This window comes from Micromonospora sp. CNZ297 (assembly GCF_007827625.1).
Map to the genome: position 1 here is coordinate 480,224 of NZ_VISU01000001.1, position 14,731 is coordinate 494,954.

8 protein-coding genes are annotated in these 14,731 nt (G+C 72.7%); 5 read left to right on the forward strand and 3 right to left on the reverse strand.

The window, feature by feature from the left end; genetic code table 11:
• Positions 1 to 33 precede the first annotated feature (33 nt).
• A complete protein-coding gene (locus FB454_RS02185; RefSeq protein ID WP_145822354.1) occupies positions 34 to 1,824 on the reverse strand; it encodes an ABC transporter ATP-binding protein in 1,791 nt (596 codons plus the stop codon).
• The gene (locus FB454_RS02190) at positions 1,821 to 3,542 is read right to left on the reverse strand and encodes an ABC transporter transmembrane domain-containing protein (RefSeq protein WP_013476359.1); all 1,722 of its coding nucleotides are present in this window, start codon (positions 3,540 to 3,542) and stop codon (positions 1,821 to 1,823) included. The genes FB454_RS02185 and FB454_RS02190 overlap by 4 nt, the downstream gene beginning before the upstream one ends.
• Positions 3,543 to 3,712: 170 nt before the next feature.
• Here FB454_RS02190 and FB454_RS02195 point away from each other — a divergent pair, with 170 nt between their 5' ends.
• From FB454_RS02195 to FB454_RS02205, 3 genes are all read left to right on the forward strand, one after another.
• Entirely contained in the window at positions 3,713 to 5,704 is a 1,992-nt protein-coding gene (locus FB454_RS02195) for an acyl-CoA dehydrogenase family protein (RefSeq protein WP_091326977.1), read from the forward strand.
• A 219-nt stretch (positions 5,705 to 5,923) separates the two neighbouring features.
• Positions 5,924 to 7,165: a cellulose-binding domain-containing protein gene (locus FB454_RS02200; protein ID WP_145822355.1), complete on the forward strand. Its 1,242-nt coding sequence runs from the start codon at positions 5,924 to 5,926 to the stop codon at positions 7,163 to 7,165.
• Between the two features lie 12 nt (positions 7,166 to 7,177).
• Entirely contained in the window at positions 7,178 to 8,257 is a 1,080-nt protein-coding gene (locus FB454_RS02205; RefSeq protein ID WP_013286962.1) for a cellulose-binding domain-containing protein, read from the forward strand.
• Here FB454_RS02205 and FB454_RS02210 read toward each other — a convergent pair.
• Positions 8,199 to 9,299, reverse strand: a complete 1,101-nt coding sequence (locus tag FB454_RS02210) for a LacI family DNA-binding transcriptional regulator (protein ID WP_013476355.1) — start codon at positions 9,297 to 9,299, stop codon at positions 8,199 to 8,201. The genes FB454_RS02205 and FB454_RS02210 overlap by 59 nt on opposite strands.
• A gap of 504 nt (positions 9,300 to 9,803) precedes the next feature.
• Between FB454_RS02210 and FB454_RS02215 the strand changes: the two genes are divergently transcribed.
• Together FB454_RS02215 and FB454_RS02220 are read left to right on the forward strand one after the other, a co-directional pair.
• Positions 9,804 to 13,133: a discoidin domain-containing protein gene (locus FB454_RS02215; RefSeq protein ID WP_145822356.1), complete on the forward strand. Its 3,330-nt coding sequence runs from the start codon at positions 9,804 to 9,806 to the stop codon at positions 13,131 to 13,133.
• 72 nt (positions 13,134 to 13,205) lie between these two features.
• Positions 13,206 to 14,729, forward strand: a complete 1,524-nt coding sequence (locus FB454_RS02220) for a family 43 glycosylhydrolase (protein ID WP_145822357.1) — start codon at positions 13,206 to 13,208, stop codon at positions 14,727 to 14,729.
• The last annotated feature ends 2 nt before the right edge of the window (positions 14,730 to 14,731 follow it).

Here is a 14,731-nt window from a genome sequence, read left to right on the forward strand (position 1 = left end):
GTCACCTCGCCTGGGCGGTGCAGCGGTCGGTGATCATACCGGGACGCGCCAGGAACGCCAGAGATGGCCGTACCGGCCGTCGGCGGCCAGCAGCTCCTCGTGCGTGCCCTGCTCCACGATCCGGCCGTGGTCGAGCACGACGATCCGGTCCGCGCTCACCGCCTGGCTGAGCCGGTGCGCCACGATCAGCGTGGTCCGCCCCTGCGTGGCCGCGAGGGCCGCCCGGTCCAGGTCGCGGGCCCCGGCGCTGCCGGCCTCGGCTGTCGCCTCGTCCAGCACGGCGACGGCCGGCGCGGTGAGCACCAGCCGGGCCAGGGCCACCTGCTGGGCCTGCGCGGCGGTGAGCCGGTGGCCGCCCTCGCCCACCGGCGTCGCCAGCCCGTCCGGCAGGGCACGCAGCCAGGTGGTGGCGCCGACCCGTTCCAGCGCGTCGAGCAGCTCGGCGTCGGTCGCGTCCGGTGCGGCCAGGCGCAGGTCCTCGGCGAGCGGCCCGGCGAAGACGTGCACCTCCTGGCTGACCAGTGCCACGTCGCGCCGGGACGTGGCCTCGCCCGTCCCGGTCAGCGGCGCGCCGTCGAGGCGTACCGATCCGTCGGTGGGCGCGATGATCCCGGCGGCGATGCCGGCGAGCGTGCTCTTGCCCGCGCCGCTGGCGCCGACCAGCGCGACCCGCTCCCCCGGCGCCAGGCGCAGTTCGACGTCGGCGAGCACCAGCGGCCCGTCGTCGTAGTGGTGCCGGCGCACCGTGACGTCCAGCGCGGCCGGGCCGCGCGGGCTGGCGGGCGGGGCGGCCGGGCCGGAGGCGGTGGCCGGGCCGGTGTCGGGCAGGTCTGCCACGCCGACCAGCCGGGCGAGGCTCGCGCCGGCCTGCAGCACCGAGTCGGACTCCAGCAGCAGCAGGCCGATCGGGTTGAACAGGCGGTGGAAGTAGAGCGCGGCGGTGGTCGCCGCGCCGACGGTTACCAGGTCGTCGCGGACCAGGAAGAACCCGGCCACGAGCACGGCGGCCAGGCCGAGGAACTCCGACCTGTTGATCCGCAGCCCGAAGCGGGTGTGCAGGTTGAAGATCTCCAGCGACAGGTCGCGCGCCACGCCGGACCGCTCGGCGATGGCTGCCACGTGCGCGTCCTCGGTCCGGTACGCGCGCACCGTCGCCGCGCCGCGCAGCGCGCCGGCCATCGCCTGCGTCCGCTCGCCGGTGGCGACCCGCTCGCGGGCGTAGTAGGGCGCGGAGCGCCGCAGGTACCAGCGCAGCGCCAGCGCGTACGCGGGCGCTGCTAGCAGCCCGGCGAGGCCGAGCCGCCAGTCCAGCGCGACCAGCCCGAACACGGTGAGCACCACCGACAGCAGCGCGCCGACGAACGCCGGGCCGCTCACCGCGATCACGTTCGTCACCACCGCCACGTCGTCGCCGACGCGGGCCAGCAGGTCGCCGGTGCCGGCCCGCTCCAGCGTCGCGGACGGCAGGTGCAACGCGCGGTCGAGGACGCGCTCGCGCAGCCGGGCCAGCACCGTCTCGCCGAGCCGGGACGCGAGCGCGGCGCCGAGCGCCGTGAGCAGGCCGGTGAACACGGCGGCGCCGGCGATCACCGCCACCCGGCCGGCGATCCGGGAGACCGGGGCGTCGGCGATGACGTCGTCGACCAGGCGGCCGAGCACCCAGGGCGCGACCAGGCCACCCGCGGCGGCGACGACGAGCACGGTCGCCGCGGCGGCGCTGAGGCCGGGCCGGGCGCGGAACTGGGCGCCGAGCGTCGTCCAGGTCTGCCGGGCGGACGCGACAGGCAGCAACGTCCGGCCGGGGGTACGCGGGTCAGCGGTCACCGCAGTGTCTCCTCGCGGTAGCGGGCGTCGGAGGCCAGCAGGTGCTCGTGCGGTCCCTCGGCGGCCACCCGGCCGTCGGCGATCACCACCACCCGGTCGGTGATCCGCAGCAGGGCCGGGCTGCTGGTGATCAGCAGGGTGCCCCGGGGCCCCACCCGGCGCGTTTCGGCCAGTCCGTCGGCGAGCTGCGCCTCGGTGGCGGCGTCGACAGCGGTGGTGGGATCGTGCAGCACCAGCACGGGCGGGTCGGCGTGCAGCGCCCGGGCCAGCCCGAGCCGCTGGCGCTGGCCGCCGGAGAGGTTCGCGCCCCGCTCGACGAGCCGGTGGTCGAGGCCGCCGGGGTGTGCGTCCACGACGTCCTGGGCCGCGGCCGCCCGGACGGCGGCGTGCAGCCGCGCCTGGTCGGCCGGGGCGCCGGCGGCGAGGTTGGCCGCCACCGTGCCCTCGAAGAGCGTCACGTCGTGCGGCTCGACGAGCACGGTGCCGCGCAGCGCGTCGACGTGCAGGTCGTCGGCGGGCACGCCGTCGACACGCACGGTGCCCCGGCACGCGTCCGGCGACACCCGCCCGGACAGCAGCGCCACCAGCGCTTCGGCGTCGGCCGGGTCGTACGCGAGCACACCCACCACCTCGCCGGGGCCGACGCGCAGGTTCACCCCGTCCAGTCCGGCGTGCCCGACGTCGTCGAGGGCCAGCCGTGGCCCGTCCGGGTGGGCCGGCGCCGACGCGTCGCCGGGCCGGGTGAGCGGCTCGGCGCCGAGCACGCGCGCCACCCGGGCGGCGGAGGCGCGGGCCATCGCGAACAGTTGCACGCACCAGCCCATGGTCTGCACCGGCTCGGCCACGAACTGCGCGAGTCCGACCACTGTGACCAGCTCGCCGATGGTGAGCCGGCCGCGCAGGGCGAGCCAGCCGGCCACTCCGGCGACCGCCGCGAGGAACAGGCCGTTGGCGGCGGTGGTGAGCCCGAGGTGCAGTCCCTTGGTGTTGGCGGCGCGCAGCGTCACCGCGAGCGCGTTGCGGCTGGCGGCGGCGTACCGGCCGGCGGCGTGGTGCTGGGCGCCGATGCCGCGCAGCACGCGCAGGCCGGAGACGAGGTCCACGGCGAGCGCCGTGGTCTCCGCGAGGGCCTCCTGCTGGGAGGTGCTGCGCCGGGACAGCAGCGGCGCCATCCGTTGCAGTACGAGGACCAGCACCGGTACGCCGACGAGCACGCCGAGCCCGAGGGGGATGTCGATGACCAGCAGCGCGGTCGCCGCGACGGTCAGCGCGGTCACCGCGGCGACACCGAATCCGGCGACCCGCACCACGAGCGCGGAGAGTTCGGCGTCGGAGGCGGCGACCGAGAGCAGTTCGCCGTCGCGCAGGCCGGAACGGTGTCCGCGCGGGTCGAGCGCGCGCTCGGCGATCTCCACCCGCAGCAGGTGCGCCTCCCGCTCCACCGCCGCGAACGCCTGGCGGGCGCCGTTGCGGTAGGCGAACGCGAGCACGGCGAACAGGGCCGCGAGGCCGGCGACCGAGTACGCGAGCGCCCACGGGTCGCCGGTCACCACGGCGCGGTCGATGATGACGCCGATCGCCACCGGCACGAGCGCCTCGGCGACCTGGTGCAGGCCGAGCAGCGTGACGCCGATCAGCACCGGCCGTCGCTGGCGGCGCAACGCCTGACGCAGCACGTACCGGGCCGTGACGGCGCCGCCGGCGGGATGCGGGGACACGAGGGGTTGCCTCCAGTACTCGAAGTGAGGACAGCCTAACCTCAGCCTCCGGGGTGGCCGAGGCGGGTGGCACGGCTCACCACGGCCTCCGCCAGCGGGGCACGGTGACCGCCGGTAATGTTGATCAGGCCGAGAGTGCACCCATATGTCCGCTGCCCCGAGGAGCGACCATGCTCGATCACGCGTCCGGCCGAATCGACATCGCCCGCCTTCAGGAGACGCTCGACGGACCGTGGGCCGAGGTTCGCCAGGCCCACCGCAAACACCTCGACGAACGCTTCCTCCCGGTCTACGGCGAGACCGGCGACCAGGCGCGCGAGCGGATCACGCGGCTGCTCGGCGAACTCCCGGTCGAGCTGGGCATCGCCGCGGGCTTCCCGGCCGAGTACGGCGGCCGGTCCGACGTGGGCGCCTCGATCGTCGCCACCGAGATGCTGGCGCAGGTCGACCTGTCACTCATGGTGAAGGCCGGCGTGCAGTGGGGCCTGTTCGGCGGCGCGGTCGCGGCGCTCGGCACGAAGCGGCACCACGACGCCTACCTGCGGGACATCGTCGAGGGCCGGATCTTCGGCTGCTTCGCGATGACCGAGACCGGCCACGGCTCGGACGTGCAGCAGCTGCGCACCACCTGCGTGTACGACCCGCAGACGCAGACCTTCGACCTGCACACGCCGCACGAGGCGGCACGCAAGGACTACATCGGCAACGCGGCCCGGGACGGGCGGATGGCTGTGGTCTTCGCCCAGCTGATCAGCGGTGGGCGCCGGCACGGGGTGCACGCGTGGCTGGTGCCGATCCGCGACGAGCACGGCAACCCGATGCCCGGCGTGACCATCGGCGACGCCGGACCCAAGGCCGGCCTGCTCGGCGTCGACAACGGGCGGCTCAGCTTCGACCACGTGCGGGTGCCGCGGGACATGCTGCTGGACCGGTACGCGCAGGTGGCCGAGGACGGGACGTACTCCAGCGCGATCGAGAACGACTCCCGCCGGTTCTTCACCATGCTCGGCACGCTGGTGCGGGGCCGGGTCAGCGTGGGCGGCGCCGCATCGGCGGCCACCAAGGCGGCGCTGGCGATCGCGGTGCGCTACGGCGACATCCGCCGTCAGTTCAGTGACGCCGAGGGTGACCGCGAGGTGCTGCTCAACGACTACCTGGCCCACCAGCGCAAGCTGCTGCCCGCGCTGGCCACCACGTACGCGCTGCACTTCGCCCAGACCGAGCTGGTCGCCGCGCTCGACGAGATCCAGGGCGGCGACGGGCCGGTCGACGAGCACCGGCAGCGGGAGCTGGAGTCCCGTGCCGCCGGGCTCAAGGCGGCGCAGACCTGGCACGCCACACGCACCATCCAGGCGTGCCGGGAGGCGTGCGGCGGCGCCGGCTACCTGTCCGAGAACCGGCTGCCCAGCCTCAAGGCCGACACCGACGTGTTCACCACGTTCGAGGGCGACAACACGGTCCTGCTCCAGCTGGTCGCCAAGGGGCTGCTGACCGGCTACCGGGACGAGTTCGGCTCGCTGGACGGCTGGGGGCGCGCCTCGTTCGTCGCCGAGCAGGTACGCGAGATGGTGCTGGAACGCACCGCCGCGCGGGCGCTCATCGCGCGGCTGGTCGGCGCCGTGCCGGGCCGGGACGACGAGGTCGCCGTCACCGACCGGGGCTGGCAGCTCAAGGTGTTCGAGGACCGCGAGGAGCACCTGCTCGACAGCGCGGTCCGCCGCCTGCGCGGTGGCGCCTCCACCAAGAAGGACCGTCCGTTCGACATCTTCAACGACGTGCAGGACCACGTCCTCGCCGTCGCCGCCGCGCACGTCGACCGGGTGACCCTGGAGGCGTTCGTGGCCGGTATCGACGCGACAGCCGACCCGGCGGTCAAGGAGCTGCTGTCCCGGGTCTGCGACCTGTACGCGCTGAGCGTCATCGAGGCGAACAAGGGCTGGCTGCTGGAGCACGGCCGGCTCACCCCGGCCCGGTCCAAGGCGATCACCGGCGTGGTGAACGGGCTGCTCAAGGAGCTGCGCCCGTACATGCGCACGCTGGTGGACGGTTTCGCCATCCCGGACGCGTGGCTGCACGCCGCGATCCTGCGGGAGGAGCCCGCACGGCAGGAGACGATGGCCGCCCACGACGCCGCCACCGACCCGCGGTCCGCGCCGGCCTGACCGCCCCGCGGCGCTGATCCGCCGTACCGCCGGATGTGCCCCTGCCGGGGCCGTCCGGCGGTTGCGCGCTGTCCGCCTGCCACGTGGGCCGGTCCTTGACGAAAACCTTTTCGGGCTCCATGGTGGTCGAGAAAGCAATAGATGCTAGTCGATTTCACCTAGGACGGCGCGACGGTTGTTCCCGGGCCGCCGCCCCGACCGAGAGGAGAGGAGAGGTCCGTGACATCAGCGAGAGGTGGCGCGCGGCTGGCGGTCGTCCTGGCCGCCACCCTGACCACTGTGGCCGGCGCGGCGCTCGTGGTCACCGGGGCGCAGGCGGCGGCGCCCAGATGCCGGGTCGACTACCGGGTGACCAGCCAGTGGCCGGGCGGATTCGGCGCCGACGTGACGATCACCAACCTCGGCGACCCGGTCACCGGCTGGACGCTGGCCTGGTCGTACGCGGCCGGACAGACGGTGACGCAGGCGTGGAACGCGAGCGTCAGCCAGAGCGGCACCCGGGTCACCGCGACGAACGCCTCCTACAACGGCTCCCTGGGCACCGGCGCCGCGGCCTCGTTCGGCTTCAACGGCGCCTTCACCGGCACCAACCCGGCGCCCACGTCGTTCACCCTGAACGGAACGGCCTGCACCGGGGCGCCGACCACGCCCGCTCCCGCGCCGACCACACCGGCGCCCACCCCCACCTCCGGCCCCACCACGCCGCCCCCCGGCTCCGGCTGGAACCCGCCGTCGAACCTGGCCGGACCGCTCAACCAGGTCTGGCAGCACGTGGAGCAGACCTACAACAACGGCAACCTGTACGGCTTCCGCAACTACGGCTGGGACCAGTTGTTCGCGAACCGGGGCTACATCAACTACTGCGTCCGGTGGGACTCGTCGGCCACCGTGACGGCGGCGCAACGTGACCAGATCCAGGCCGCGCTGGCCCGCCAGTACAAGAAGTGGATGAACGTCCTGGCCGGCCACAACGGCTTCCCCTACACGGACGTACCGGTGAAGGTGGTCGGCTGGGCGGTGCGGGACCGCAACCAGTTGCAGTGGTCCGACAACTCGGTCGACATCTACGTCAACGACATCCGGGAGAACGCGCCGCAGTGCAGCGAGCCGTGCGGCCGGTTCTTCAACCAGAACGGCCAGTACCCGAACTGCCCGGGTGGCGCCGGCCGCCACTACGACCACTCGCTCTGGCTGACCGACGGGTTCGGCGGCGGCGCGGGCGGCGACTGGGGGCAACGGATCGGCCGGGAGTACTTCATGTCCAATCTCGGCAGCGACAACATCCACATCCTGCTGCACGAGCTCGGGCACACCTACGGCCTCGACGACTTCTACGACTGGGATCCGCTGCCGGGCCAGGGCTTCGTCATGAAGGCCGGCAGCGCCGCCTCGATCACCGATTTCGACGCCTGGATGCTGCGCGACTGGTGGCGGCACCTCAAGAGCCGCTACGGCTACTGACGGGGGTGCCCGATGCGTGCAAACCCGTTCCGTCTCGCGGCGGCGACGCTCGCCGTGATCCTGGCCGGCGCCGTCGTGGCGACCGGCGGCGCCGGCCACGCGGCCGCCGCGGGCTGCCGGATCGCGTACGCGGTCAGCTCCCAGTGGCCGGGCGGCTTCGGCGCGAACGTGCAGGTCACCAACCTGGGCGACCCGATCAGCGGCTGGACGCTGCGCTGGTCGTTCACGGCCGGGCAGACCGTCACCCAGGCATGGAACGCGACGGTGGCGCAGAGCGGCGCCGCTGTCACCGCGACGAACGTCAGCTACAACGGCGGCCTCGGCACCGGGGCGTCCGCGTCGTTCGGCTTCAACGGGTCCTGGAACGGCTCCGCCAACCCGGCCCCGAGCGCGTTCACCCTCAACGGCGTCGCCTGCACCGGCGGTACGCCGCCGACGTCGGTACCGCCGGCCCCGACCGCCACGCCGGCACCGACCGGGACCGCGCCGCCGCCCGGCGGCACACCGCCGCCGGGCACCGTGCGCGTCTACTGGCTCAAGCCCTCCGACGTCGCGTACGACCAGCGGTGGCCGGACGGCATCGCCGCCGTGATGCGCGAGGCCCAGCGGTACTACCGGCAGGAGCTGGGCCGGACGTTCACACTGAACAACCCGGTGGTGGAGGTGGTCGACGGCGACCACGTCAAGTCCTGGTACGAGAACACCCCGAACGGCTCCGACCGGTACTGGTGGTCGGTGTTCAACATGCAGCAGGAGCTGATGCGCAAGCTGAGCCTGCGCGCACCGGACAACCGCTGGATCAACGTGGGTGAGATCAGCGCCGAGGGTCCGGGCGCCGGGGGTGGCGGCGGTGGCGGCTGGGTGATCCTCTGCCAGCACGACGCCGACGGCGCGGCGGGCGTGAACGGCCCGATGAACCGCTGGTACGGCGGCATGGTGCACGAACTCGGCCACGCGCTCGGGTTGCCGGACTCGACGTCGACGGACGGCACCCCGATGTCGGCCTCGTTCTACGACTATCCGAACACGCACTTCAGCCAGGCACAGAAGAACCAGATCCTCGCCGGCCCGTACGGCGCCTTCCTGTCCTGACGCCCTCCGCCGGCCCGTCCCCGAGCGGGGGCGGGCCGGTGGAGTCCCGGACCACCAGGCGGCCGGGGTGCCGGATGACGCCGCGCGACGGGTTGCCGTCCAGCGCCGCGAACAGGTACTTGACCGCCGTGGCGCCGAGTTGTTCCAGGTTCAGGTCCACTGTGGTCAACGGCGGACGGCAGTCGGTGGCGAAGACCTCCCAGTTGTCGTACCCGACCACCGCCACGTCCTGCGGCGTACGGCGGCCGAGGTCGCGCAGCGCCTCGACCACCCCGGTGGCGATCTGGTCGTTGCCGCAGAAGACGGCGTCCGTGTCCGGCGAGGCGTTGATCACCATGGCCGCCGCCTGCCGACCCCAGCGCTGCGACCAGTCGCCGTAGCGGGGACCGCCGCCGACCAGCGGCAGACCCGCCTCGCGCAGCACCGCCTCCAGGCCGACCACCCGGTCGCGGGCGGCCCGGTAGGTCTGCGGGCCGGTGATGTGGGCGATGCGGCGGCGGCCCAGCGACACCAGGTGCTCGGCCGCGAGCCGCCCGCCGCCCTCGTCGTCGGCGAGGACGGACAGGTCGTCCGGGTCGTCCGACTCGCCGTAGACGTAGACCGCCGGGACGGGCAGGTCGCGGCTCAGCGACGGCCGGATGTCGTTGGAGTCGCCGAGGATGACGAAACCGTCGACCTGACGTGACAGCAGCGTCCGGATGTGGTGCTGGCGGCGGATGACGTCGCCGCGGGCGTCGCACAGCAGCACGCACATCCGCTCGTTGCCCAGGGCGTTCTCCACTCCCCTGAGGACGGGGAAGGCGAACCGCTCGCCGAGCGTCTCGGTCAGCAGCCCGATGGTGTGGGAGCGTCCGGAGATCAGCCCCCGGGCCAGCCCGTTCGGCTGGAAGGAGAGCTGCTCGGCGGCCTGCTGCACCCGCCGGCGGGTGGCCGGTGCCACCTCCTCACGGGCGTTGAGCGCCTTGGACGCGGTGGCCACCGACACGCCGGCCAGCTTCGCCACATCCATCAGAGTCACCGACTGCGAACGTCGTCTACGCACCGAGATCCCCTTCGGGCCGGGGCTGGATCACCGAGGCAGCCACCGAGGCGTACCGACTATACCCGACCCCGCGGCCGATTTCTGAAAAGGATTTCGAGCACCGCGCCTGTGCCGGCCACCACCGGCGCGTACCGCCGGCCCGCCCGCCGACACCTCTCGCCCGAAAGCTTTTCGGACGATCGGCGCCCCGGCCGGCACCCCGTCTGCCGCACACCGAACGGCTCCCGGGCTGCGCAGAGGATTGACAGCCTCCGATGCGGTGGTATGTTGCTGAAAAGGTTTTCGGCTCAGGTCGGCGGGGCAGCCGGCCGGCCGGGCGAGGCAGTCGCCGACGACCGGGCGTCGACGACCGGGGGCCGTTCCACCCGCCGCGCACGCGGGTCACGACGGCCGCCGAAACCGGTACGAGGTGTCACCCCGACCGCCGCCCCGCCGCGGTACCGGCGGTCCGGCCTGTCGCGGTGCAGTTCTCATCCCGACAACGAAAGGTCTCGGTGAGCACCCATGAACACATGGGATCCTCCCGGAAGTCCACACCTCGATCGGGCCGGGCCGGAGGTGCGCACGTCGCCACCCCCGGCCGTCCGCCGGTTCCGGCGGGTCACCGGAGCGGCGCTCGCCCTGGTGGTCGTCGGCGCGCTCACCCCGGTGGCCGCGAGCCCCGCACAGGCCGCTCAGACCATCGGCTATCCCACCTTCGGCGGCCCGGCGGTCCCGCAGCCGCCGGTCGGGTACACCACCGGCAACATGATGCAGTCGATCTACGACGCGGAGAAGGCGGGCACCGACTTCTGGATCGACCGGCTGCTGTCGCGCTCCGGCGGCGGCGATCCGTCCGACGCCGACGGCGGGATCCTGATGACCCGCGGGCGGGCCCTGTTCATGAAACAGCACAACCCGGCGGTGATCGGCTTCGGCGGCCGGGTGGCGTACTGGGAGAGCATCAGCGACGCCGCCGCGTACTCGATCGCGCTGGGCCCGGGGACGTTCACCGAGCAGAGCAGCCAACGCTGGCAGGCGCCCAGCCACTGGAGGAGCGTGTACGCCGGGGGCCCGGTGCAGGCCACAGTCACCAAGTTCATCACCGACAACAACGTCGCGGTCACCAACCTGTCGATCAGGAACAGCGGCGGCGCTCCTGTCACACTCATCCTGCGGGCCACCTCGCCGTACGCGTCGTCCGGCAGCGGCAACGAGCTGACCGGGTCGACCGGTGTGAAGAACGGCCTCACCACGCTCGCCACCAGGCTGGCCGGTGACGGCTTCACCGCGTCCGGCGGCGCGCTGACCCGGACGGTCACCGTCGCCGCCGGCGCCACGGTGCAGACCAAGGTGGTCATGGGGTTCACCGCCCGGGAGATCCCGCAGTCGTCGACCGACTACCTGAGCTACCGCGACGCCACCCCGGACGCCGCGTTCGCCACCCACGTCCGTGCCTACCACAGGTGGTGGGCCGAGAACGTCCCCTACATCGACGTGCCGGAACCGGCGATCAAGAAGAACATCTACTACCGCTGGTGGCTGATGCGCTTCAACCACCTCGACGCCGACATCCCCGGGCAGACCTTCCAGTTCCCGACGTCGGTGGAGGGCGCGCTGGGCTACAACAACGCCATCGCGTTGACCCAGCCGATGCACATCGACGACCTGAAGTACCTGCGCGACCCGAAGTACGCCTACGGCGACTGGCTCTCGGTCGGTCAGGTGTCCAAGGGCGGACGCTTCCTGGACAACCCCGGCGACCCGGAGAACTGGTCCAACAGCTACACCCAGTACATCGCCGAGGCGGCCTGGCGCAGCTACCAGCTCCACGGCGGCCAGCCCGGCATCGCGGCGAGCCTCGCCCGCTACGCCGAAGGCGACGTCAAGGGCCAGCTCGCCCACTACGACCGCGACGGCAACGGCATCATCGAGTACGACTGGGGCGCGCTGACCGGCAACGACGCCGACGCCGTCTCGTTCCACTGGCGCCCCGGCAACCTGGACCGGGCCGAGGGCGCGTACCAGTACAGCGGCGCGCTGGCCGCCGCGCAGGCGTACGAGGCGGTCGGCAACTCGGCCAAGGCCGCCGAGATGCGGGCCCTGGCCGCCCGGATCCGCAACGCGAGCGTCACGGTGCTCTGGAACCCGGCCGACAACCTGCTGGAACACCGGCATGTGGCGACGAACGCCCACGTGCCGTGGAAGGAGATCAACAACTACTACCCGTACGCGGTCGGCCTGATGCCCGCCACCGATCAGTACAAGCAGGCGCTGCGCCTCCTCGCCGACCCGGCGGAGTACCCGATCTTCCCGTTCTACACCGCCAACCAGCGGGACAAGGCCGCCGCGGCGGCCGCCGGCTCGCCCGGCAGCAACAACTTCTCCACGATCAACTCCACAGTGCAGTTCCGGCTGCTCTCCTCGGTCCTGCGCACCTACCCCAACCAGTGGGTCGGCCCGGAGGACTACAAGAAGCTGCTCTACTGGAACGTCTGGGCCCAGTACGTCAACGGCGACACCCGCTGGCCCGACGCCAACGAGTTCTGGGCCGACTGGAACCCGGGCGGCAAGCGCATCGACTACCGCTCCTGGATCCACCACAACATCCTCGGCAGCAGCAACTGGACGGTCGTCGAGGACGTGGCCGGTCTGCGGCCGCGCAACGACAACCGGGTCGAGTTGTCGCCGATCGCCATCGGCTGGCCGAACTTCACAGTCAACAACATCCGCTACCGCAACAGCGACCTGACGATCGTCTGGGACGACCCGGGCGACGGGGTGACCCGGTACCCGGGCGTCCCCGAGGGGTACTCGATCTACGTCAACGGGAACCGGGCCGTCACCGTCGACAAGCTCGTGCCGCTGGTCTTCGACCCGTCCAGCGGATCGGTCAGCTTCCCCGGCGCCACCGCCGGTGTCACCTTCAGCACGCCGGTGCCCGGCATGCGGGCCCCCAACCAGGTGGTCCACAGTGACGCCGGCACGGTGGACCTGCTCGCCAAGGCGGGGGTGGATCTGAGCGCGAACCTGCCCGACCTCGCCGACGGCGCGAGAGTGACGGCCTCGACCACCGCGAGCGGCACCAGCGCCGGCGCCGCGATCGACGGCTACCCGACGAACGAGCCGTTCTGGGGCGCCGGCGGGTCCGCCGCCCAGGACTGGTACGAGATCGACTTCGGTTCGCCGAAGACCGTCGACGAGCTGCGCCTGTACGTCAAGGACAGCCGCCCGGCCGGCGCCACCTACCGGCCGCCGGCGTCGTACCAGGTCCAGTACCACGACGGCAGCGCCTGGGTGAACGTCGGCGCACAGGTCGGCACGCCGGCGGCACCCCAGGGCAACTACAACAACGTCCGCTTCGCCGCGGTGGCCGCCCAGCGGATCCGGGTGGTGCTGACGCACGCCGGCGGCGCGCGGTCCGGCCTGACCGAGGTGCAGGCCTACCACCGCGGCGGGTCCACGCCACCGGCCTCCACCTCGTACGAGGCGGAGGCGAGCGGCAACACCCTGACCGGGCAGGCCGCGGTGCGCTCCTCGGCCGGCGCCTCCGGCGGCGCGCTCGTCGGCTACGTCGGCAACGGCACCGCGAACACGCTGCGGTTCACGAACGTCACGGCGAACGCCGCCGGACCGCGCACGGTCACCGTCTCCTACGCCTCGGCCGAGGCCAGGTCGACACAGATCAGCGTCAACGGAGGCGCCCCGGTCACTGTCGCCACCCCGGGCACCGGCGGCTGGGACACCGTCGGCACGGTCAGCGTCACGCTCCCGCTCAACGCGGGCACGAACACCCTCACCTTCGGCAACACCGCGGGCTGGGCGCCGGACCTCGACCGCATCCAGGTCAGCTGAGCCGCGGCGGTGGGAGGCCCCGCCACCCACCGCCGCGCGTCCGCCCCGTCACCACACCGAAAGGACCTCCCCATGGACCCGTCCCGGCACCCCCGCCGGCGCACCGGTGGGGCCGCCGTCGCGATCCTGCTGCTGGCCGCGCTCCTGCCCCTGCTCCCCGGCAGCCCCGCCCAGGCCGTCAGCGCCTTCGGCACCACAGTCGTCAACCAGGCGAACGGAAACTGTGTCGAGGTGCCCGGCGGTGCCGCCACGAACGCGCTGCAGCTCGTCCAGGCCGGCTGCGGCGCGGGCGCCCGGCAGACCTTCACCGTCACGCCGGTGGCCGGCACGACCGACCGCTACACGATCACCACACTCACCCCCGGCAGCTGTCTCGACATCTACGGCGCGTCCACCGCCGACAACGCCGCCGTCATCCAGTACACCTGCCACGGCGGCACCAACCAGCAGTTCCGCCTGGTGGCCAACGGCGCCGCCGGCACCGTGAACCTGACCGCCGTCTCCAGCGGGAAGTGCGTCGCTCCGGTCAACGACGGCGGCGCGGCCGGCACCGCTCTGGTCCAGTTGCCCTGCACCAGCGCCGCCAGCCGGACGTGGCGGCTCACCGGCTACCCGGGCGGCGGGCCGAACCCCGGCCCCAACACGTACGCCAACCCGATCAAGGTGAACGGACCCGACCCGTGGTTGAAGTACCACGACGGCTACTACTACCTGGCGACCACGACCTGGAACAACACCGTCACGATGCGGCGGTCCCGGACGCTGGACGGGCTGGCCGGCGCGGCCGACACCGTGCTGTTCACCCTCACCCGCCCCAACGGCGCGGGCACCATGTGGGCCCCCGAGTTCCACCTGCTCGACGGCCCGAACGGCAGGCGCTGGTACCTGTACTACGTCGCCGGCCGCCAGCCGTTCGACCTGGGCAGCCAGCGCATCCACGTGCTGGAGAGCGCCGGCACCGACCCGACGGGGCCGTACACGTTCAAGGCCGACCTGCTGGATCCCACCGCCGACAACACCTGGGAGCTGGACCCCAGCATCATGCAGCTCAACGGCAAGCTGTACCTGCTGGGCACGTACTACAACGGCGCACAGCCCAACTTCATCCGCGAGCTGAGCAACCCGTGGACCGCCGCCGGCACGCGGCGCCTGCTGTCCACCCCCACCTACGGCTGGGAGACGTCCGGGGGCGCCGTGAACGAGGGCGCCGAGGTCCTGCAACGCAACGGCCGGACGTTCATCATCTTCTCGGCCAGCCACTGCAGCACACCGGACTACAAGCTCGGGATGCTGACCTGGAACGGCGGCGATCCGCTCAACTCGTCGTCGTGGGTCAAGTCCCCGCAGCCGGTCTTCCAGCGCAGCGACGCCAACCGCGTCTTCGGCCCCGGCCACAACGGCTTCTTCACGTCGCCGGACGGCACCGAGGACTGGATCGTCTACCACGCGAACAGCTCGGCATCCGGCGGCTGCGACATGAACCGCAGCACCCGGGCGCAGAAGTTCACCTGGAACGCCGACGGCACACCGAACTTCGGCACTCCGGTAGCCACCGGGGTGCGGCTCCCCGCCCCCTCCGGCGAGCCGGTCGGCTGACA